This window comes from Alicyclobacillus macrosporangiidus CPP55, from assembly GCF_000702485.1.
GTDB classification, from domain to species: domain Bacteria; phylum Bacillota; class Bacilli; order Alicyclobacillales; family Alicyclobacillaceae; genus Alicyclobacillus_H; species Alicyclobacillus_H macrosporangiidus_B.
In genome coordinates, this window is sequence record NZ_JNIL01000001.1 from 3,892,170 (window position 1) to 3,913,075 (window position 20,906).

Annotated in this window: 18 protein-coding genes and 9 tRNA genes; 23 read left to right on the forward strand and 4 right to left on the reverse strand. The window is 55.3% G+C overall.

Translation table 11 applies throughout. The features are described 5' to 3' along the window. The first annotated feature begins 4 nt into the window (after window positions 1-4). From N687_RS0119325 to N687_RS0119340, 4 genes are all read left to right on the forward strand, one after another. The gene (locus N687_RS0119325) at window positions 5-1,627 is read left to right on the forward strand and encodes an ABC transporter substrate-binding protein (RefSeq protein ID WP_035462524.1); all 1,623 of its coding nucleotides are present in this window, start codon (window positions 5-7) and stop codon (window positions 1,625-1,627) included. A gap of 170 nt (window positions 1,628-1,797) precedes the next feature. Then, complete coding sequence (locus N687_RS0119330) at window positions 1,798-2,928, forward strand: amidohydrolase (RefSeq protein ID WP_051663657.1); 1,131 nt, start codon at window positions 1,798-1,800, stop codon at window positions 2,926-2,928. Window positions 2,929-2,997: 69 nt separating this feature from the next. Then, window positions 2,998-4,251 (forward strand): metal-dependent hydrolase family protein, encoded by a 1,254-nt coding sequence (locus tag N687_RS0119335; protein WP_029423419.1) that lies wholly within the window; start codon window positions 2,998-3,000, stop codon window positions 4,249-4,251. Between the two features lie 276 nt (window positions 4,252-4,527). Beyond that, complete coding sequence (locus N687_RS0119340) at window positions 4,528-5,478, forward strand: DMT family transporter (RefSeq protein WP_081841582.1); 951 nt, start codon at window positions 4,528-4,530, stop codon at window positions 5,476-5,478. 306 nt (window positions 5,479-5,784) lie between these two features. Here the strand turns inward: N687_RS0119340 and N687_RS0119345 are convergent, their stop codons facing one another. Next, a complete protein-coding gene (locus N687_RS0119345; protein WP_029423421.1) occupies window positions 5,785-6,015 on the reverse strand; it encodes a DUF3892 domain-containing protein in 231 nt (76 codons plus the stop codon). 205 nt (window positions 6,016-6,220) lie between these two features. Here N687_RS0119345 and N687_RS25640 point away from each other — a divergent pair, with 205 nt between their 5' ends. From N687_RS25640 to N687_RS0119370, 4 genes are all read left to right on the forward strand, one after another. After that, window positions 6,221-6,718: a sigma-70 family RNA polymerase sigma factor gene (locus N687_RS25640; protein ID WP_081841583.1), complete on the forward strand. Its 498-nt coding sequence runs from the start codon at window positions 6,221-6,223 to the stop codon at window positions 6,716-6,718. Continuing rightward, window positions 6,708-7,523 (forward strand): hypothetical protein, encoded by an 816-nt coding sequence (locus tag N687_RS0119355; protein ID WP_029423423.1) that lies wholly within the window; start codon window positions 6,708-6,710, stop codon window positions 7,521-7,523. Before N687_RS25640 ends, N687_RS0119355 begins: the two co-directional genes overlap by 11 nt. 402 nt (window positions 7,524-7,925) lie before the next feature. Next, window positions 7,926-8,324, forward strand: coding sequence for a hypothetical protein (locus N687_RS24185; protein ID WP_156040233.1), 399 nt, complete (start codon window positions 7,926-7,928; stop codon window positions 8,322-8,324). A 1,982-nt stretch (window positions 8,325-10,306) separates the two neighbouring features. Then, window positions 10,307-11,356: a zinc-dependent alcohol dehydrogenase family protein gene (locus N687_RS0119370; RefSeq protein ID WP_029423425.1), complete on the forward strand. Its 1,050-nt coding sequence runs from the start codon at window positions 10,307-10,309 to the stop codon at window positions 11,354-11,356. On the opposite strand, the gene N687_RS0119375 is transcribed toward N687_RS0119370, so the two are convergent. Next, window positions 11,343-12,323: an endonuclease/exonuclease/phosphatase family protein gene (locus N687_RS0119375; protein ID WP_051663475.1), complete on the reverse strand. Its 981-nt coding sequence runs from the start codon at window positions 12,321-12,323 to the stop codon at window positions 11,343-11,345. The genes N687_RS0119370 and N687_RS0119375 overlap by 14 nt on opposite strands. Before the next feature lie 206 nt (window positions 12,324-12,529). Between N687_RS0119375 and N687_RS25225 the strand changes: the two genes are divergently transcribed. Continuing rightward, window positions 12,530-13,138, forward strand: coding sequence for a methylated-DNA--[protein]-cysteine S-methyltransferase (locus tag N687_RS25225; RefSeq protein WP_081841584.1), 609 nt, complete (start codon window positions 12,530-12,532; stop codon window positions 13,136-13,138). A 263-nt stretch (window positions 13,139-13,401) separates the two neighbouring features. On the opposite strand, the gene N687_RS0119385 is transcribed toward N687_RS25225, so the two are convergent. Next, complete coding sequence (locus N687_RS0119385; RefSeq protein ID WP_231493643.1) at window positions 13,402-14,211, reverse strand: YitT family protein; 810 nt, start codon at window positions 14,209-14,211, stop codon at window positions 13,402-13,404. Between the two features lie 201 nt (window positions 14,212-14,412). Here N687_RS0119385 and N687_RS0119390 point away from each other — a divergent pair, with 201 nt between their 5' ends. From N687_RS0119390 to N687_RS21610, 12 genes are all read left to right on the forward strand, one after another. Beyond that, window positions 14,413-14,607 (forward strand): alpha/beta-type small acid-soluble spore protein, encoded by a 195-nt coding sequence (locus N687_RS0119390; protein WP_029423429.1) that lies wholly within the window; start codon window positions 14,413-14,415, stop codon window positions 14,605-14,607. A 410-nt stretch (window positions 14,608-15,017) separates the two neighbouring features. Then, window positions 15,018-15,094 (forward strand) — tRNA-Arg (locus N687_RS0119395). A gap of 4 nt (window positions 15,095-15,098) precedes the next feature. Continuing rightward, a tRNA-Leu gene (locus N687_RS0119400) sits at window positions 15,099-15,181 on the forward strand. A 4-nt stretch (window positions 15,182-15,185) separates the two neighbouring features. Further along, window positions 15,186-15,261, forward strand: a tRNA-Ala gene (locus N687_RS0119405). A gap of 3 nt (window positions 15,262-15,264) precedes the next feature. After that, window positions 15,265-15,339, forward strand: a tRNA-Asn gene (locus tag N687_RS0119410). Between the two features lie 49 nt (window positions 15,340-15,388). Then, window positions 15,389-15,463, forward strand: a tRNA-Glu gene (locus tag N687_RS0119415). Window positions 15,464-15,465: 2 nt separating this feature from the next. After that, window positions 15,466-15,540, forward strand: a tRNA-Val gene (locus tag N687_RS0119420). A 30-nt stretch (window positions 15,541-15,570) separates the two neighbouring features. Then, window positions 15,571-15,646: transfer RNA gene (locus N687_RS0119425), tRNA-Met, on the forward strand. Between the two features lie 4 nt (window positions 15,647-15,650). Continuing rightward, window positions 15,651-15,727, forward strand: a tRNA-Asp gene (locus N687_RS0119430). A gap of 5 nt (window positions 15,728-15,732) precedes the next feature. Then, window positions 15,733-15,809: transfer RNA gene (locus N687_RS0119435), tRNA-Ile, on the forward strand. A gap of 568 nt (window positions 15,810-16,377) precedes the next feature. Continuing rightward, the gene (locus N687_RS23530) at window positions 16,378-16,773 is read left to right on the forward strand and encodes an ATP-binding protein (RefSeq protein ID WP_081841586.1); all 396 of its coding nucleotides are present in this window, start codon (window positions 16,378-16,380) and stop codon (window positions 16,771-16,773) included. 1 nt (window position 16,774) lies between these two features. Continuing rightward, on the forward strand, window positions 16,775-17,596 hold the full coding sequence (locus tag N687_RS21610; protein WP_081841587.1) for an ATP-binding protein: 822 nt from the start codon (window positions 16,775-16,777) through the stop codon (window positions 17,594-17,596). 190 nt (window positions 17,597-17,786) lie between these two features. On the opposite strand, the gene N687_RS0119450 is transcribed toward N687_RS21610, so the two are convergent. Further along, complete coding sequence (locus N687_RS0119450; RefSeq protein ID WP_029419949.1) at window positions 17,787-19,130, reverse strand: IS1380 family transposase; 1,344 nt, start codon at window positions 19,128-19,130, stop codon at window positions 17,787-17,789. Window positions 19,131-19,258: 128 nt separating this feature from the next. On the opposite strand from N687_RS0119450, the gene N687_RS0119455 reads away from it, so the two are divergent. Beyond that, window positions 19,259-19,936 (forward strand): STAS domain-containing protein, encoded by a 678-nt coding sequence (locus tag N687_RS0119455; protein WP_051663478.1) that lies wholly within the window; start codon window positions 19,259-19,261, stop codon window positions 19,934-19,936. Window positions 19,937-20,329: 393 nt separating this feature from the next. Next, window positions 20,330-20,887 (forward strand): anthranilate synthase component II, encoded by a 558-nt coding sequence (locus tag N687_RS0119460; protein WP_029423432.1) that lies wholly within the window; start codon window positions 20,330-20,332, stop codon window positions 20,885-20,887. The last annotated feature ends 19 nt before the right edge of the window (window positions 20,888-20,906 follow it).

The window sequence follows — 20,906 nt, forward strand, 5'->3', positions numbered from 1 at the left end:
AGTTGTGAGGAGATTTGTGCATGCTGCGGCGATCTCGCTGTGCTCCGCCGTACTATTGGCAGGCTGTGGGACGAGCGGAAGCGGCAACGGGACTGCCGGGAGTCCGCCCATTGGAAACAAGACACTGGTTGTCGGTCGGGGCGGGGATTCGGTCACGCTTGACCCGGCAAACGCCGTCGATACGGAGTCCCTTATGGTCTCCGATGAAATATTCGACACGCTGGTTCGGTACAAACCGGGCACGTCAGAGTTGGCCCCCGATTTGGCCACCAGTTGGACACCGTCGTCTGACGGAATGTCCTGGACACTGAAGTTGCAGCAAAACGTCACATTCCAAGATGGTACTCCTTTCAATGCCGATGCAGTGGTGGAGAACATTGAGCGTTGGTGGGACCCGTCGAATCCGTACCACAAAGGCGGGACTTTCGCGGACTTCAAATCTGACTTCGGCGGGTTCAAGGGTGATAAAAATTGTGTGCTCAAGGATGTCAAAAAAATTGACGATTACACCGTAGAGCTGGACTTGACCCATCCGTTTGCACCGCTGATGTCAATCCTCACACAGGGCTCCTATGCCATTGTGTCGCCGCAGAGTCTGAAGCAGTACAACGGAGACATCAAGGAGCATCCGGTTGGCACGGGCGCGTTTGAATTCGTGAGTTGGACCCAGAACGACAAGATTGTCCTCAAGAAAAACCCGCACTACAGGGTGAGCGGGGAACCGAAGCTGGATCAACTGATATTCCAGGTCATCAAGGACAACTCTGCGCGATTGAACGCGCTTCGGTCCGGTTCCATTGATTTCATGGAAGGGGTTAATCCCTCGGACGCCTCGGCCATCAAGGCTGATCCGAATTTGCAGCTCATCATGGCTCCCAGCAACAACGTGGGGTACTTCGCCATGAACACGCAGGTGAAGCCGTTCAACGATCTCCGCGTGCGGCAGGCCATCGCCATGACCATCGACAAGAAGGCGATTGTGGACGCATATTTGAACGGCTCCGCCGTGGTCGCCACGACCATCCTGCCACCACAAAACTGGGGTTTTGATTCAGAACTTCAGGATTACACGGTGGACATCGCGAAAGCGAAGCAGTTGCTGTCCGAGGCTGGCTACCCAAACGGATTCAAGACCACGTTGTACGTGATGGCGGTCCCTCGCCCGTATATGCCGCAGCCTGACAAGATTGGCGCAACGCTGCAGGCTGACCTGAAGCAAATCGGTATCGATGTTCAGATTCAGACGTACGACTGGGCGACGTACATTCAAAAGGTACTAAGCGGGCAGCATTCGATGTGCTTACTGGGCTGGTCCGCCGGTACCTGGGATCCGACGAACTTCATGTACACCATTTACCACAGCTCGAACGCGAAGCCGCCTGCCTACAATGTGTCGTTTTACAAGAACCCGCAGGTAGACCAACTCCTGCAGCAGGCCTTGAACGTCTCCGACCAGTCACAGCGCGCTGCCTTGTATAAACGGGCGCAGGAAATCATTCATCGGGATACCCCGCTCATTCCGCTCTTTCACACCACGCCGCTGTACGCCGCGGCCAAATATGTGACGGGATACGTTCCGAGCGGTACGGGTGGCGCAGAATTCACCACGGTGGACGTCGCGAAATAGAGTACGTATACGTGGGCGGTTGCTCTTCGGCACCGCCCGGGCGTGTTGCAGCAGATCCGCGCGACTTCCTGGAAAAGAAGGGGATTGCAAGACCCTGCCTTACAGCTGCAAGGGAGGATGACGATGTGACGTTTCCGCGTGATCGGCTCGAGGCGGATGTAAACGCGGTGATGGACAATGTGATTGGATGGCGGCGCGCCATACATGAATTTCCTGAGCTGTCGTTTCATGAACACGAGACGTCGCAGCTTGTCTATGAGGCACTTCGATCGTTCGGGGATCTGGAGGTGACCCGCCCGACGCCGACCAGCGTCATGGCTCGCCTTATCGGCACGAAGCCAGGCAAGACGCTGGCTATCCGGGCCGACATGGATGCGCTGCCGATTCAGGAAGCGACTCAGCTTCCATTTGCTTCGAAACGACCGGGAGTGATGCACGCCTGCGGGCACGATGGCCATACCGCCATGCTGCTTGGTGCAGCCAAGGTGCTTTGCAAGTACAGGCACGAGCTATCAGGAGAAATCCGATTCCTGTTCCAGCATGCAGAGGAATTGCCTCCCGGAGGTGCCGAGGAGATGGTTGCCGCGGGGGTGATGGACGGAGTCGACATGGTCATCGGTATCCATTTGGAGTCGCAGCGTGAAGTCGGGCGGGTGTATATATGCCCGGGCCCCGTCAATGCCGCGCCGGACATGTTCAAGGTGAAAATCATCGGCAAAGGCGGCCACGCCGCGTATCCACACACCACCGTTGACAGTGTCGTCGTCGCCGCGCATACGATTGTGGCGTTGCAGCAGGTGGTGTCGAGGCAAACAGATCCCATCCAACCGTTGGTCGTCTCCATATGCCAACTCAGTGGCGGCAGCGCTTATAACGTGATCCCGAGTGTGGTGGAGTTTGGCGGAACGGTGCGCAGCTTCGATCCCGTGCTCCGTACACAGGTTCCTGCCCGCATGGAGCAGGTCATTCGCGCGGTCGCAGAGGCGTTTGGCGCTTCTTATGAATTCTCCTACCACATGGGCTACCACCCGGTCATCAACGACGCCGAACTAACACAGCGCGTGCGCGCCATTCTGGAGGCGACGTTTGGCGTGCAAGCCGTCGAGACATACACCCCGAGCATGGCTGGCGAAGATTTTTCAGCCTATCAGCAGCACGCGCCGGGCACCTTTTTCATAGTCGGAGCCGGTGGGCCATCCAGCGCCCCACACCACCATCCCGCGTTCACCATCGATGAGCGCGCACTCAGCATCGGCGTACGCGCGTTCGTGAGTGTCGCCGTCCATCTGTTGATGGAGTGAGTCGATCGTTTCTATATTCGGAATATAAGCTGTGAGATTCGAAACCGTCTGACGAGAGGTGTTGTAGAAGTGGCATTCAAGCTCATTCGGAACGGGACATTGATTGACGGCCGTGGTGGAGATCCAGTTGAGAACGCGTCCGTTCTGATTGATGGAAATAAGATTGTTGCGGTAGGTCCAGAGGCGCATGTGCACGCACCAGCCGACGCAGAAGTGTTCGACGCACAGGGCGGATGCATTCTGCCAGGGTTCATTGACACGCACGTGCATATCATGTTTCAGGTGGAAAACTTCCAGAAGCGCCTCACGACCCCGTTTGTATACAATTTTTACAAGGCCCTGACATACATGCGGAACACGTTAAATGCGGGCATCACAACGGTGCGTGACGCTGGTGGCGCTGATGTGGGTTTGAAGATGGCGGTGGAGGACGGTCTGGTCGAGGGACCGCGGATGCAGGTGAGTATCGAGCCGCTCACGATCACCGGGGGGCATGGCGACTCCTGGATGTTGTCCGGTCTCGATATGAATCTTGGGGGCTATCCGGGCCATCCGAGCGGCGTGTGCGATGGAGTGGAGGAGGTCCGTAAAAAGGTTCGCGAGATATTGCGTGCCGGCGCGGATGTCATCAAGGTGCACGCGACGGGCGGCGCGTTGAGCCCGACGGATCATCCCGAATTCACACAGTTCTCCCTCGAAGAACTGAGAGTGATCGTACAGGAAGGGCAGTACCGCCGAGGGGTGAAGGTCATGGCGCACGCCCAGGGTGCGGAAGGGATGCGAAATGCGGTGCTTGCCGGAGTTCACTCGATTGAGCATGGCGTGTTCATCGACGACGAAACGGCAGAATTGATGGTACAGCGAGGCACGTATCTGGTCCCCACGTTGCTCGCCCCAGTATTCGTGTTGGAAGCGGCAGAGCGGGATGATTCGATGCCTGAGTACGGGATCCGCAAGTCCCGCGAGGTCATCGCGCGCCACAGGGAGAGCATCGCGCGGGCGTACAAAGCGGGGGTGAAGATCGCCATGGGCACGGATGCCGGCGTCATGCCCCACGGTACGAACCTCCGAGAGCTCGGGCTGATGTGCGACATCGGCATGAGTCCCATGGAGGCGATTGTGGCGGCTACCAAAGTCGCTGCGGAATGCATGGGCTGGGGAGACAAGGTCGGCACTGTGGAGACAGGCAAGCTGGCAGACGTGATCATCACCAGGACCAACCCGCTCACGGACATTCGATCGTTGGAGAACACAGACAATGTGGTCACGGTGATCAAGGACGGCAAAGTGGTCAAGGATATCCGGGGAGGGGTCCGGCAGTGACACACAGACAACACTGGATCCGGTAAGGAGATGCCACCGGGGGCAATCGATCCTAAGAGGGCTGTAGACGTACACGAGTCATCCGCAGGTCCCACGAACCCGCACCAAAACCGGATTCGTGGGACATTGCATGAAGTTCAACTGTCGAGCTTGGGGAAAAAACACTCTCCAGAAAACGTGTGGGAAATGACAAGGCAAGAATGGAAAAGCCCGCCAGCAATCTTTCGTGGTACAACAGCATCAGGACTCCAAATCTCCGAGAGGGAGAACTCACGCATGAAACCGAGAGATCTTCTGATGCTGTTGGCATTGGCTGCGTTGTGGGGCGCATCGTTCCTGTTTATGCGCATCGGCGCCCCTGATCTGGGACCGTGTATGTTGGCTTTTCTTCGTGTGGCGATTGCTGGCCTGGTGCTATGGGGGTATGTGTTGATCCGCCAGCAACGAACGGGCATTCTGCGCAAATGGAAGCAGTACCTAATTCTCGGATTGTTGAACGCCGCCATTCCGTTTTCCCTGATTTCAACGGCAGAGCTGTATGTGCCCGCAGCTCTGGCGGCCATTTTGAACGCGACAACCCCGCTTTTTACTGCCCTTGTTGCTTGGATGTGGGTGAAGGATACGCTTACACTCAAGAAAATCGCGGGGCTCGTCCTCGGAGTCATCGGTGTTGCCGTCTTGGTGGGGTGGGAGCCTTACGGGAGCGGAAATCGGCTGCTTGCCCCAGCGTCGCTGTCTCTTCTTGCGGCCATATCGTACGCCTTCGCCGGCGTGTACTCGTCGCAGGCATTCAAAGGAGAGAAACCGATGCATGTGTCGATTGGACAACAGTTCGGCGCAAGCGTCGCCCTGATTCCAGCCGTTGGCGCTACACTTCCGCACAGCACCCCTGCAAACGCCGCTATCCTGGCCGCCTTGGGCCTTGCGATATTCTGTACAGCGCTGGCTTATCCCATCTATTTTGCGCTCATTCGCAGCGTTGGTCCTGTCAAGACACTCAGCGTCACCTTTTTGACCCCCGTCTTTGGCATGTTTTGGGGTGCCGTGTTTCTTGGTGAGAAAATTACGATAAGTATGATCGTAGGTCTCATCATCATTTTGCTCAGTGTCACGTTGGTGGTGAACGTGCCGCTCTTTGGCAAGAGACCCAATATGGCGCGGACAGCGCGTGGATCGGCGGCAGCATCTGCTGGCAGCGAAGAATTCCATTCAGGAAATGTACGGTGAGATAAGTCGAATTTGTTGCGTCGAGTCTCTTCCCGGAGCATTGCGAGGCGATGGAGGAGATGCGGGCATGACGTTGACGCCGGCGTCCGCCCAAGTGTCGGAGCATGACTTGTCCGAGACTTGGAGGACGTCTTCCTTTTGTCAATATGGGCTTCTGTACGCCTCTCGGCTTTATCTCGCCCGACGACAAAAGTGTCGTCCTCGCGAAGAAAACTCGAGTCCGCCCCAAACCCATGGCTTACGAGGTGTGTCCGGTTTGACGGTTATGGCTGACGGAGCCGTCCGGCCGTCCCGGGTTGACCACGTCTAGAACTCCGGGAGCTGATCAAGATTACTCCCCTCGGCGTATTCCGCCGATCCGGCCGTGCCATGGATCTCCCACGTGCCATCTGCGTGCACGTCGGACAGCGAATCCACCTCGCCGTTCAGTGCCATGGTGCGTGCTTCGTCAATGGACACCACACGGCCGTCGTTCGTCAATAGGTGCGTGATGTTACCGTGCCCGTCCTTGCGGACGCCGACAAATTTGGTTCCCATGTGCATCATCCTTCACGAAGATGGTGTAATCCTCATCCGCATATTCTTCGCTGTGCCTGATACTCGTATGTGGAGATTTTGGATGTGTCGACTTCGCGCCTTCATTGCATCAAATCGTTCAGATATTTCGTCTGTTTTCGCGACGAGGCTGAAGGCGAGGTGAGTTCTCATTCTGAGTGATACAGAGTTTACATTTCTGTCCGCCATGGCCGAGTCTTGGGACGGAATATGGGGCTACATCTATGCAGTGACGAAGGATCCACATACAACTGACGATCTGGCGCAAGACGTGTTTGTACGTGCTTATACGCACTGGGACCAGTTCCGTGGCGAATCATCTCGCAAGACGTGGTTATTCAAGATTGCGCGGAACATATGTCGCGATCACCAGAGATCCGCCTTCTTTCGCCGAGTAATTCCTATGGACGCCATGAAACTCCATAACGTGAGTTCGGCGCATGCTCGGTCATCAGAGGATGAGGCTATGCAGGTTTTTGAAAATCACGCATTGTGGGAGGCCATCTTTCGTCTGCGAAAGATTTACCGGGAAGTCATCTTGCTCCACATACGCGAAGACCTGACGTTCAAAGAGATAGCGTCGATCCTAAATGTATCCGAAAGTACCGTCCGAAGCCGTTACAGAAGAGCGTTAGAACAGTTGCAAGACACAATTGGTAAGGAGATGATGGAGAGTGGCATTTGAGGACTACCTACGCCAGCAAATTAAATCTCTTCCTTGTGGCGAACTGACGGAGCGTCAGAGGAACGCGGTGTTGGAACGCGTACGGCATGGTGAAGGTTATCGCCGCCGCTACTATCCTGCAATGGCTACAACCGTAGCGGCACTGGTCGTCGCAGGGATTGCCTCAATCGCCGTTTGGGGGATCATCACGGACCGAGAGCGGATTTCCAACCAGGCTGTTATCGCAACGGATGTCCAACATACGGTGTTGGATACGAGCGAATTTCGTAACGTGATGCAAAAGGAGTTGGAATCGCGGTTTTCAGCGGGCCCTGCCAATGAGGCCGGTACCACCCATCAAGCTGTAGTCCAGGACTTGTTGGTCAGATGGAGTCAGGTCACGGGTGAATACGGGTTCGCCTTCATCAGCTTTCGGGTCCGCCAAATCGATTATTTTGCTGCAGTCGCTGCCATGAAAGGAAGCGCCTCCCCATGGGAGATCTTGCATGTCGACCCAATCCCCCTGTCCCAAGTGATGGATAGCCACCTGCCTATCTATAACTTCGAGATGAGTGCATATACGTCTCCTGATGACCCGCGCACATACCCGAACTACTTCCTGGTCTGCGGAGTGGTTCAGGACAAGAAAGTAACTCGCGTTCGCATCACATGGCACGACGGTCGGGTTGACGATCTTCCCATCCAGAACGGGGTGTATGGAGACGCGGTAACGTATCCCCCCACAGCGGGTATGCATTACGGCCCCAGAAGTATCGAGGCTTTTAACGACCAGGGGAAGTTAATATACCCCAAGTTTGACAGCTAGAACATTGCCCGCATGGGGAGTAGTTGCATAGACAATGTGGTCACGATGTTCAAGGACGGCGAAGTTGTCGAGGACATCTGGGAAGGGTCCGGCGCTGAAACGGACAACATAGAACGTGGCGAGCGAGACGCCTTTCCGGAGGTAATGGATAACAAGAAGGAAACGGGGCCGCGAGGCTCCGTTTGTCACATTCTGGTATACATCCTGCGGTGCATCGCCACCGCCGACGGGATCGTCCACTTCACCTTGCCGATTCCGCCAGTGGCTTGGATGACCGTTCTGTCTGCCGCAGGCCCGCGAGAAGGGGTTGGATGTAGTTGGTACCTGTGCAGTACAAATCAGTGCTTCATGGACAGTTCCGCACATAGGATGTACGGGTTAGTCAGAAAAGGAGGACTGTCCATGGCGGGTATTCGGGCTGATGTACAAGTGGCGGTAGATCAGTACTTGGAGTTGTATGTAGAGGCGAAGAAGATTGAGAAGAAACTGGACGCGCTGCGACAAGTGATCGAGGCGTATATGAAGGAGAACGGGCTGGATCGGGTGGATCACACGGACGGACGTGGGCACATTCAGCTCACCGTACAAGAACGTCCCATCATGACGTCCAGGTATACCACGTACGACACCGGAGACATTGCTAGTCTGTTACCACCCAACGTCCGCAAGAAGTGTATCGTCGAGGTGATCGACAAAGAGAAGTTGGAGGCTTTGGCAAAGATTGGGGAAGTGTCGGAGGAAGTATTGTCCCGTAAACAAACGAAGTCTTCCGTATCCTGGGTTGTGCGGTACCAGAAATAGAGGGTGCACCGCCACCCGATACGTGTGTGTGGCTTGCCGAAACGCCGAAAGACGCATTCGTGACCAACTTCGAGTCACTCCAAAAACGCGGCCAACGCCGGTTAGCAGTGTGTCAAATGACCTGGGTAACGTTCGTCTGGCGTGGCGTCCTGAATTTTCCTCTCCAGAGCGAACGACCGGTTGCAATATCCAGGCCTATCCTCGCGACAACCGGTCTTTCCGTTACCCTTCTGGCAGGTCCTCGTGGCTGAGGTGGACAGTTTTTCATTGATGTTCATCGCCGCAGCAGGAGTTTGATGTTCGTTGTCGAAATTTTTTAAGACGAAAGGGGATATCCATCGTCCTTCGGCTACCGATACGTTAAGAAGCCAGTTTGAACAGGCAGTGGCGTCACGAGAGTGGCTGTGCGCGATGGCCATGTCGAACTTACACCATACGGTAACGACGTGTTGCAAATCATCACGCGGATATTGAACGAATCCGGGTTTCTAAAATTCAGGTCGCGCTTGATTCGGCTCAATAAGTTCCACAAACAGCCGGACAGTTTCAATCAAAATGTTGAGAGTGATCCACCGAGGGGAGGAGATTTGCAGAAAGTACCCACCTGAGGCTTTGGTGGAGAGACATCCGGAACGATGATACGAGCGTCGCGAAGTCTGAGGAGTAGGGTGACATACACGTCCAGGTGAACAGCCGAATGTGCTGCACCATCGTCTCTGTTACATAGGGGTGGTGGAAGGCGGGATGATCAATGGATACAGCCTATTGTATTTCTTGTCGTCGCTTTCATTACAAGGACGATATGGCTCGAATATTCATGACAGGATTCACTAGAATTGACGGTGTCGATCACCCGCTTGGCGTGTGCACAGAATGTGAAGCGCAGCGCAGCGGTCAAGAACAGGTCCGACGTCCCGATCTATGGAACGGCAGTGAGCGTGGACGTGATCTATGGCGTGCGAGGGAGTAATGGGGATGTGCTTTGCTCGGCCGTTGCTCACCATCGGACACGTTGGCGCTGTGTCGTAACGTACGTAAGGCCATGGTTGCCAGCTCAGTCGGCGGCATCAGTCATGAACTCGGTATAACGCGTATTGGAGCAGGTGGGTCTTGATTCCAAAGAAATTTTCTTCTTTCTCGTCCACAACCCGAAATGCATGCCGTTCGTAGAAGCATCTGCCTATGCTACACGCTCACCCCTTTTCCTAAATAATACACCGAAAAACAACATCGACTGCGAACAGAGCGAAAGAAAGACCCGCCGAAGCGAGTCATGGGGTCCGTCTGTCTATTCGTCAGAACTGTCTGGACGAATATGTTCGGAATGGGAACGGCCTAAATGAATATGGCCGAAAGAAGCTGTTCAGTTGTTGGATTAGTATCTAACGCCTGGGATGAGCAGGATGAACAGCACGAAGATAATCAGAAATACGACTGCCCAACGGGTGACACCACCAAACACGCCTCCGTCGTACATGTACCAGCACCCCCTTGCTTTGAGGTATGGTTTACGATATGCATGCTTGGCCAATGAAGCATAGGCAATCAGTCCCACGTCACGTGCGGATTTTGCGGATTTTCAATTCGAGGTCGGCATCAAATATGTATTTCGCGCAGATGCGTGGCGCTCGCGCAGCTGCTTGAGCGGGCAGGTGCTTGCGTAGCGTTGGACTGGCAGAACGCAGGCCACAAGTCGTGAATTTCGGAAATCAGAATCGTGCAGGCGCGGATCGAGAGACTATCCCAGTGATTCTGGGCGTATGGGTGTGCGCCGTACGTGCTCCGAACGCAGGACGCTGAAGCATTTCGACCGGCCGGAGCCCTGATGCTCATAGCCTGCCCTCGCGCGCGAATTTCTGGCGCAGCTGATACTTCAGGATTTGACCCGACGGTTGCGCGGGATGTGCGCATACGAATAAAATAATTTTAGTATGATAGTTTAGAATGATATGAAAAATGATTGAAGAAAGGGTGTCTGGCGAATGAAAGCAGCGCGCATCGTGGAACACCGGCAGCCTCTGCAGATTGAGGAGGTGCCGGATCCGACCCCCGGACCGCATGATGCGGTGGTTCGTGTACAGGCCAGCGGTATCTGCCGCAGCGACTGGCACGCTTGGATGGGGGATTGGTCGTGGATCGGGCTCACGCCTGAGCTGCCCATCATCCCTGGGCACGAATTCGGGGGAGAGGTGGTAGAGGTCGGTCACGAAGTGCGGTCTTTTCGTCTCGGGGACCGGGTGACCGTACCGTTTCACTACGCCTGTGGCCACTGTGAATACTGCCACTCCGGGGTCCCCAACCTGTGCCTGGACACCAGGGTGTATGGGATCAGTTGGGACGGCGGCTACGCCGAGTACGTGTTGGTGCGTAACGCGGATTTCAATTTAATACGTCTCCCGGAGAGCGTGGACGCGCTGACGGCGGCCGCCATCGGCTGCCGGTACATGACCGGCTACCACGGGGTGATGCGCGGCAATGTCAAACCCGGGCAGTGGGTCGCGGTACAGGGGGCGGGCGGTGTCGGCCTGTCCGCCATCCAGGTGGCGACGGCGGTGGGAGCCCAGGTGATCGCGGTCGATATCGACGATGAGAAGCTGGAAAAGGCCCGACAGGAAGGGGCCGTGGCGGTTGTCAATGCCCGGCGGGACAACGTACCCGAGGCCATTCGCGAGATCACCCAAGGTGGGGCCCACGTGGGCATCGACGCGCTCGGCGTGCGCGAGACGGTGTTGAATTCCGTCCTGTCGCTGCGAAAGGGGGGGCGGCACGTTCAAATCGGACTGACCACCGCGGAGGAAGGCGGCATCGTGGGGCTGCCAATTGACGCCATTACGGCCATGGAACTGGAGATCGTCGGGAGCCTCGGCAACCCGCATCCTAAGTACACCGGGCTGCTCCAGTTGGTCGCGAGCGGGCGGCTCCGTCCCACGACATTGGTGGAGCGTCAGGTGTCGCTGGACGATGTCAACGAGGTGTTCCAGAATATGACCGAGTTCCGCACACGCGGATTCAATATCATCACCCGCTTTTGACGCCACCTGTGTTCAGACGGGGGCGCGGCTTCCACCCTTCCACCCGGTTGAGCCGCGTCCCGACAGACACGACCGCGGTGACGGGCCGGTGGTCCGAAGCTGTGGTCTCAGGGATCCACACCTTCTTCACTTCCAGGCCGGGGGAGACCAGCACATAGTCAATCCGTCGGCTTGGGACGTCCGCAGGATAGGTCTTTAGGTTCGGGTCACTTTCCAGCGGATTGTTGAACCGCTTCCAAAGCGGTGCCAGTTCCGGGGCGCTCGGCTCAGCGTTGAGATCACCCAATAGGATTTGCCAGGCAGGTTCCGGCTGGCGGTCGATGATGGACAGCATGTCGCGGACCTGCAGTCGCCGGATGTACGGGTTGCGCCGGTAATCCAGGTGGGTGTTGTAGACGCGGACGGATACCCCGCCGATTTGGACGACGACATCGGCGAATCCAGGGTACCAAGCGGGGAACAGCGCCTTTTCGATGGTAGAGAGCCGGCAGATGGCATGGTTCTGCGCGCGGAGGATAGGGTATCTCGTCAGGATGGCCACACCTGTTGCCGGCGACGGGCCCCCGGTCTGGGGGAAGGGGCCTGCCGCATCCGGACGGACACCGATTCCCTTGCCCGGCGCGGTTCCCTTACTGTAGATCGGCGCGAAAAACGCGTGCATGTGCAGGGTGCGTGCCAACCACTGAACTTGGTCGTCGAACCGACTTCGCTCGTCCCAGTGCACATTGACCTCCTGCAAGCCGACGATATCCGGGTGGACCTGTTCGATCACGCGGGCAATCCGGCCGAGATCATATCGTCCATCCAAACCTTCTCCCCAGTGGATGTTGTAGCTCATGACGGTGACTGTCTGTGAGGCGGGGTCAACCGCCGCCTGCACCGGCCCTGTCCCCTCTCCGGGTCGGTTCCCTGCCCAACACAGAACCACCATGACGATGAAGAGCTTCCGGATGATCCGCCTTCTCACGGAATCCCTCCTCTGAACGTGCGCAATCTTCGACTTCGACCAGAAGAAACATGATCAGTTTTCCATTTCGGCGCACGATGATGTCCTGCTCCTGCATGTCCGTCCCATTTGGGTTCGCAAAGAGCGACGGACTCCTCCTCTCCGTCATCCACAACCAGGCGTGGGTGGTTTACACTGGGGACAGGCCAAGAGGACGACGGGAGGGGATGGACGTGGAGAAGGAGACCGTGTTCTGGGGACGGGTGGAGCACGGAGACTGGACGCTGTACGTGGTCGTGCACAAGGATGGCCGGCTGTGTTGTGTCACTGTCCCTGGCGAGGTGTTTGAGGCCATGGAGATGTGGATTCATCAGCACCATCCTGGGGCGGACCTCGTCTTTGATCCGGACGTGACAAGGCGGTGCCGGGAGGAGCTTCTGGAGTACTTGCGGGGGGAGCGGCGCACGTTTACGATGCCGTTGGCCCCTCACGGCACTCCGTTTCAGACACGGGTGTGGCAAACGTTAATGCAGATCCCGTATGGAGAGGTCTGGACGTACGCTGACTTGGCCAGGGCCATCGGGCGGCCGACGGCGGTTCGCGCGGTGGCGGCCGCCAACGGAGCGAATCCCATGCCCATCGTGGTGCCTTGCCACCGGGTGATTGGGAGTGACGGCACATTGACGGGATACAGCGGAGGGCTCCACATCAAAGCCTGGCTGCTGGAATTGGAAGGACACCGGTTGTGGAACGGGAAGAGAGCGGTGTCCTCGAAGGAGATCGCCGCGCTCACGCCACGGACGCGCGTGGTGCCTGCTGCGCTGCAGGAACAGTGATATGTTCAACGCGCCGGCCGCCTCAGGCGATCGGCCAAATACAACGGCGTCGGCAACAGATTAAGCAACAGATTAAAACGACACAATCCCTGGATCGATCCGCTCGATGAAATCCGCAATGCGAATTTGGCAGATGGCACCGTGGTAGGCATATGCCGACTTGGCGTCAGGGGTCCTCCCCGTTGACCACGTGAACGCCGCAGGGTGCAGACGTTAGGGGCGACAACCCAGAGTGCTGCACCCTGTTTTCCTGTCTGCATGCCTTAGTGAATGCTCTTTTTCTTGAACCGCCCGCCGCGAACCTCCGCGATGGGAGCGATGGCCAAAAAAGCATCCTCGTCCAGGTCTTCGACGATGGACTTGAGTTTGGCCTCCTCGAGGCGGGAGATGACGCTGAACAACACCTTCTTGTCGTCTCCCGTGAACGCCCCCTCTCCTTGGAGGTAGGTGACGCCGCGTCCGAGCCGGTGGAGCATGGCTTCGCCGATTTCCCGGTATCTGTCGCTGATGATCCAGACCGATTTGGTCTCTTCGAAGCCGGTCGTGACCACGTCGATGGTCTTGAAGGCGATAAAGTAGGCGATGAGGGAGTACATGGCGCGATTCCATCCGAAAAAGAACCCGGCGCTGCCGAGGATGAAGATATTCATAAACATGATCAGCTGTCCGATGGACCATGGGAGCCGGCGGTTTAGAACGACCGCGACCACTTCGGTTCCGTCCGACGATCCACCGCTGCGGATTACGAGCCCCACCCCGATGCCGACAATGATGCCGCCAAACACCGCGGCGAGCAGCGGATCGTCCGTTACGCCGGGCACAGGCACCAGTAAGGTGGCCGTGATGGACAGCACGATGATGGAGAACAGGGTGGACCAAGCGAAGGTACGTCCGATCTGTTGGTAGCCGACGATGAGAAACGGCAGGTTCAGCACGAAGAGAAACACACCTAGGCGAATGCCTGTGACATGGGCGAGGATGATGGAGATCCCGGTGATTCCGCCGTCGATGATATCGTTCGGGATGAGGAACTCCTCCAGGCCGACAGCGGCCAGGGCGGCGCCCACCAGCATCGCGACCACGCGCTGAATGATCTTGACCCGGCGCCTTCGTTTGACGTTCACGGCATGTCCGACTCCTTCTGTCACAGACGTTGGGATCAATGTCATCGGTTACCCCCTTTTGGTGAGATTCATGTGCATGGGCACACGTATAACGGGGATTGGGCCGCAGATACTACAACTGCACCCAACCAAAGAGGAGGATGATCCAAGATGCCGAGTCGGAATCAGTACGTGACTCCGCAGGTGGGCAATGCGCTGCAACAGATGAAATACGAAATTGCAACCGAGTTTGGTGTGAACTTGGGCGGTGAGACCACATCGCGGGAAAACGGGTCGGTCGGTGGTGAGATCACCAAGCGCCTGGTGGCGTTCGCGGAGCAACACCTGTCCGGTCCGCTGCGTTGACGGTGCACCACACCGAACGGCAAGGTTCCTTTTTGAGGATACCATAATGTCAAGCGGCTAAACAATTGTTCACAACCGCCCTGCTTCGGCAGGGCGGTGCTATGATGAGAGGGTGTGCCGCGGAGCGGCTCGCTTTCGCGCAGGAGTGGACCCGTCGCCCAAGTGGCGGTTCATGGTTGGCACCGAGTTCGGCACGGCCACCCTCCGCGTCCCAGGAGGAAATGGGGGGTGTGCCGCGGAGCGGCTCGCTTTCGCGCAGAAGCGGAGCGGCACACCCTCCATTTCCATGATTTTCTTCAAAAAAAGGTGTTGCAATCCGAAAGGCAGGTCCGTATAATAAGCCTTGTCGCTCGGCTGATGCGGCCAGTGAGACCGGCAGCTGGCGCGGCGGTGAAAAAACAAGACAGCATGCGCCCGTAGCTCAGTTGGATAGAGTGCTTGACTACGAATCAAGAGGTCGGGAGTTCGAATCTCTCCGGGCGCACCAAGTTGCCGAAGTGGCGGAATTGGCAGACGCACACGACTCAAAATCGTGCGGGAAACCGTGCCGGTTCGAGTCCGGCCTTCGGCACCAGCGTGGGGCTATAGCTCAGTTGGGAGAGCGCCAGAATCGCACTCTGGAGGCCAGCGGTTCGAATCCGCTTAGCTCCACCACGATCCTCGATAGCTCAGCGGTAGAGCATCCGGCTGTTAACCGGAGGGTCGCAGGTTCGAATCCTGCTCGGGGAGCCAGCGTTCGCCTGCCGCGGTGTTTCCCGGATATGCGTGCCGCGGCCGACGAGGCCCCATGGTCAAGCGGTTAAGACACCGCCCTTTCACGGCGGTAACGGGGGTTCGAGTCCCCCTGGGGTCACCAGCGGGCGGTTAGCTCAGCGGGAGAGCACTCGCCTCACACGCGAGGGGTCGGCAGTTCGATCCTGCCACCGCCCACCACAATTGAATCGTCCCGGAGACGGGATGCGACGCGGGGTGGAGCAGTTGGCAGCTCGTCGGGCTCATAACCCGAAGGTCGCAGGTTCGAGTCCTGCCCCCGCAACCAAACTGGAGCTGTGGTGTAGAGGCCTAACATGCCAGCCTGTCACGCTGGAGACCGCGGGTTCGAATCCCGTCAGCTCCGCCAATCGAGGGCCTATAGCTCAGCTGGCTAGAGCGCACGACTGATAATCGTGAGGTCAGAGGTTCGAGTCCTCTTAGGCCCACCATCTCGAGCCTGTACATTTCCGAAAACCCTTGTGTATCAAGGGTTTTTCATTTTCCTCAAGGTCAGGGTCGCAAGGAAGAAAGTTATGAGATTCCATGTCTGGTGAACAGCGCCTTCAATACAGAAGACGTGTACCGCAACTGCTGCAGGGATTCAAATTGCGGAACAGGACGTGATCGCCAATGAAGAAGACTCACAAAACTTCCCATTGAGCGACTTATTTGGATACATGCTGCCCCCTTTTCAGCAGCCTGCAGCCTGCATGCTAACCGCTGCAACGGTTCCCCGCAATATCAGGGCTGCCCCAAAGCCGACAAATGCCCACCATGAATCCCCAGCCCTGCAGCCCGAGGATGCCAAGCTCCGCCCACAGAGTGCCGAAAAGCGCCATTAAGAGAACTCCGGGAGCCGTGGCGAGCACAGCAACTCTAGGAATGATGTTTTGTGACATAGATGAAGGCAACCTTTTGGTCGAGGATGACTGAAAAGGAATCGTTGATATACTCACGAAAGGCTTTATAATCAAACTCAGAAATGGGTTTCATGTAATCTGGGGGATTCCTTGTCCGATGAACTATCAAGTTGTCAATATCTCGTCGGAATATGATATTTATTATGCGTTAAGTACCGTACGACATTTTGTGAAGCAACTACCTTTTTCTGAGTCAGATCAGCAGAAGATTTTTGTCAGCGTTTCGGAGTTAACCCGAAACGTTTTGGATCACGCCTATGGCAAGGGCAATTTTTGTTGTGAATTGATGGATGAGGGAATACGTTTCACAGTCACAGATCACGGGCCAGGAATTGTCGATTTGGATGAAGTTTTGAAGGGCAAAAGGAAATCGTCGTCGCGTGGATTAGGCCTCGGATTATCCGGTGTGATGAGATTAATGGACGAATGTTGGATTGAGACTTCAACGAGAGGAACGAAAGTCGTTGCAATCAAATGGGCGGGCAACAAGTAAGATGGCACCTACGGATGATACATTAAGCCGTCTTGCTTCAATAGGTCAAATATCGGCCGGAATCGCTCACGAAGTTAGAAACCCATTAACGGCAGTCAAGGGATTTCTGCAATTGCTGCAAAGGGAGATTTCACACCAATATTTAGATATTGCTTGTACAGAACTAGATCGGGCAATTGCCACGTTGCAAGATTTGTTACAGGTTTCTAAGCCTGACTTGGAAGATGAGCCTTATATCGCGATTAATCTTTGTTCAGAATTAGAGTCTTTACTGTATTTGTTTCAAGATCAGATTTATCGGGTTAACATTATAAAAAATTTTAAAAATGTCGAGGAGGTCATATATGGAAAGAAGAACCAGTTAAAGAAGGCGCTTTTCAATCTCTTGAAAAATTCTTTTGAAGCTATTCCTAATGAAGGAACCATTACCATCGAACATTATCGTAAGGGCGAATTCATTTTCGTCATCATCGGCGACACAGGGGTCGGTATACCGGCAGATAAACTTCATTTGTTGGGAACCCCTTTCTTTACGACCAAAGATCAAGGCACAGGAATGGGGTTAACGCAGGTGTATTCGACCATCTACCAACATGGAGGCACAATCACTGTACAAAGTACAGAAGGAATCGGAACGAAATTCACCATCCAGTTTCCGACTGAGATTAAAGAAAACATGGGAGTGATCGATTTGGATCTGAAATATGTACAAGGGCACAATTTTAAGGAATTCTTTTTGTTGAATATCGATCGCTTCAATGAATTATTCGCTTTAGAAACGAAAGCGACGATGAAACTTATGGAAGACTCTGATTATACCTGAATCCGTGACAGGGTACCTGTCGAGCACTCATGCGGCGTTTATCTTGCATCGAACGGGCTGCGACTGCATTGGTGCGTGGAGCGATTCCATCGAATTCAACCGTAAGGGAACGCCAGTTCCCGCAGAAGCGAATAACTTCCCCGGCCTGTTCATCGTCAGGCTTTGTTCCCAGGCCACAAGACGGCACATGTTATACGAAGGTCAAATACAAACGGCGAAACACAGGGAACCATCGGTTCCCATGCCCCAACTTCAGTTTGCTCTGCCTGGCATGTCGGACTAGTTTCGCAGCCAAGGTCATCAAGTTCTGAATCACCGTCCGGATACGACGACGTTCTGCCTTCTTACGCAGAGGTGCATCGTTGCGTTTTAGGCTTTCCTGGCCAATCACCCTCAGCAAGTTGTAAGCCATGCATACAAAATGCAGTACCAGGTTGTTGGTTGCGAACTTGCCTGACGGTAACCGTTCAGCGTCCAGATCCGTCTTGATTTCGCTGTGGAACTGTTCCATCACGGCGTGGTCATGGTACAGACGAATGATCACATCTGGGTCGTCGGGCAGTGAGGTCCAGTAGGCGTCGACCTCGATGTCTGGGACCAACAGGGTTTGCCCGTCGGCCATGGTGGTCCGTTCGATGACTTCGAATACCATCCGAACTGGTTCCGACAGGCCCTTGACCGGGCACATCAGCGAACCGTGATACACTTTCTTGCCTGGCCGAGGTTCGTGGCATACACCGTGCTGCTGGGCGGTCACGAGCCAGGCCTGGGGGCTTTCCTTTCGCAGATTCCGTTTGATAATGAACTCGGCCCTGCTGTCCTGAGAACGACACACGGCAAGGTTTTCTGCACTGTCATTTCCGGCATCCATGCGAACGAGCAGCGGAAGGGCTGAAATCTGCTTTGCGTACTGAATACTCTTGCGCAAGAAGGCCGCTGTATCCTTTTGAACATGGGTACTGCCTTCACGCAGCTGAACATTGACCACATAGCCCTCTTGGCCGAGGTAAGCAAAGATTGGGGCGTATCCATCGTGGCCTTTGTACGTGCGGGAGACGCCTTCTTTTTTCGTTCCCGAGTTATCAAATGGGCTCACGTCAAGGTCCAGGGGAATGTAAGCCCGGCGTTTCGATGACTCACCCAGCACAATCGGATGCAGTGTAACATTCAGGGTTCTCAAGAGGTTTGCGGACTCTTCGAGTAAAATACTCTCCCAGCCGGCCTTTCCGGCGGCCATATCCAAACGCTGGCGCAGCGTTGGGCTCGAAGGCACGCTGTCCATCTGTAGTGCGATCGTGAAAAACTCGTCATCACGAAAGGCTTCGATGTGGTCAAAGTCCGTCTTGCCTTGACAAAGCAGGCCGATGTATGAGTACGCCACATCTCGGTTTGAAATGTCTGGTTTTCCCATGCCTGACAGGCGAGTCCGATTCAGGCGTTCACCGAGAGTGGTTTTGTCCAGCAATAAACCGACAAGGGTCATTCCAGAATGTGTGACAATGACTTCGTCGGATTCTTCGATGATAAAGCGCAAGGGGGTTCACCTCTGAGGTGAAGGGGGATTGAAGGGAACGGACATCCCAACGATCCCGATTCTACACGACAAATCACAAGTGCTTCAGTAGTTTTTACACCTGCTTGTCACGGATTCAGGATTATAAATTGAATGCGCATGAAATTTTCGATAAGAAGGCAAGACTTTTAGTTGAGGATAGGCAGCATGAACTGATTATGCTGGCCAAGGAAATTGGCAAGACTGCTGCAAAAAATGGTGTTCCTTTGATGGTTAAATTGGAGTTATCTCAGGCGTTCCGCAAATTATACTGGAATTTCTTGCATTACTATTATAAGAATGTCGAGCTTGATATGGAAGGTTTCTTCCAACTTGGAATCAAGACGAATTCGATTTTGGATCTCTATATTTTCCACTATTTTTCAAGTTATCTGGAGTACAAAGATGAACTGCTTCGTTCTCATCGTGAAACGATTGATGATTTGTCGGTTCCAATCATTCCATTATCCGCTTCCATGGCGGTGTTGCCCATCGTTGGCACATTAGATACCTATCGGGCGAAGAAAGTTCAGGAACGGACGTTGAATCAGATTTCCGCCTTAAAAATACAAAAGATCATCATCGATTTGTCAGGCGTCGCGTTCATGGATACAGCTGTGGTGGGACATTTGTTCCGTATTGTAGAAGGAATTGGTTTGCTCGGATGTAAAGCGATTATCACAGGCATCCGCCCGGAAATCGCGAATACAATGATTGAACTCGGAATTCCATTTACCGAAAAGGTTGAAACCAAAGCATCTTTGCAGCAAGCATTAGAGGAAAATTAACATAGTGACTGTGCGTGTATTGACCGGAAACGTAGTGTGATGGGCAAGGTCAAATCGTTGATCGAGTTCAGGGAATGAAAGGAAGGACATTCCAGTTCGTCCAGAACGGGCTAAATGAGCGGAATTTGCGGGCACTCATCGAACAAGAGTGAGTCAATATCTGCTCTCGCCGCACTAGGGTGGTCCTGTTGGGGATTGACGCTCGGGCAGCGAGCGGGTAATCTGAGCTTAGATGAGCTGAGCAAGGTGAGCTGAGTCGAGCCAGAGGGACAAGTGAAATGGTCTTGGATTCTGCGCGCCCACTTGCCACAGCCATGCTGTGGCTTTTTTGGCGCTCCCCTTGTGAATCCTCTCCCTCCGATTCAGCTCGACAGAGCTGAAAGGGTGGATGTCATGCTCCTCGTGATCGACAACTACGACTCCTTCACGTACAACCTCGTACAGTACTGCGCGGAACTGGGGGCGGATGTGGCAGTCCGCCGAAACAGCGCGCCCCTCTCGGAATTGGTGGACCTGCGGCCGGACGCGCTCCTCGTGTCGCCCGGGCCCTGCACACCGAATGAGGCCGGATGCTCCCTGGATGCCATCCGGCACTTCGCGGGCCGCATCCCCGTGCTCGGCGTGTGCCTGGGCCACCAGGCGTTGGGGCAGGCGTTCGGCGGCCGCGTGGTAAGCGCCCCACGCCTGATGCACGGGAAGACCTCACTCATCCGCCATCACGGCGATCCCCTGTTCACCGGCGTCCCCAACCCATTTCAGGCGACGCGCTACCACTCCTTGGTGGTGGAGCGCGAATCGCTGCCGGACACATTCGACGTGATCGCCGATTGCGACGGGGTAATCATGGGTCTGCGCCATCGTCCGACGGGTGCGGCAGGGGTGCAGTTCCATCCGGAGTCCATTCTGACGCCCGAGGGGAAGCGAATGCTCGCCAATTTCTTGGCCAGTTGACGGGACTCTGACAGGATTC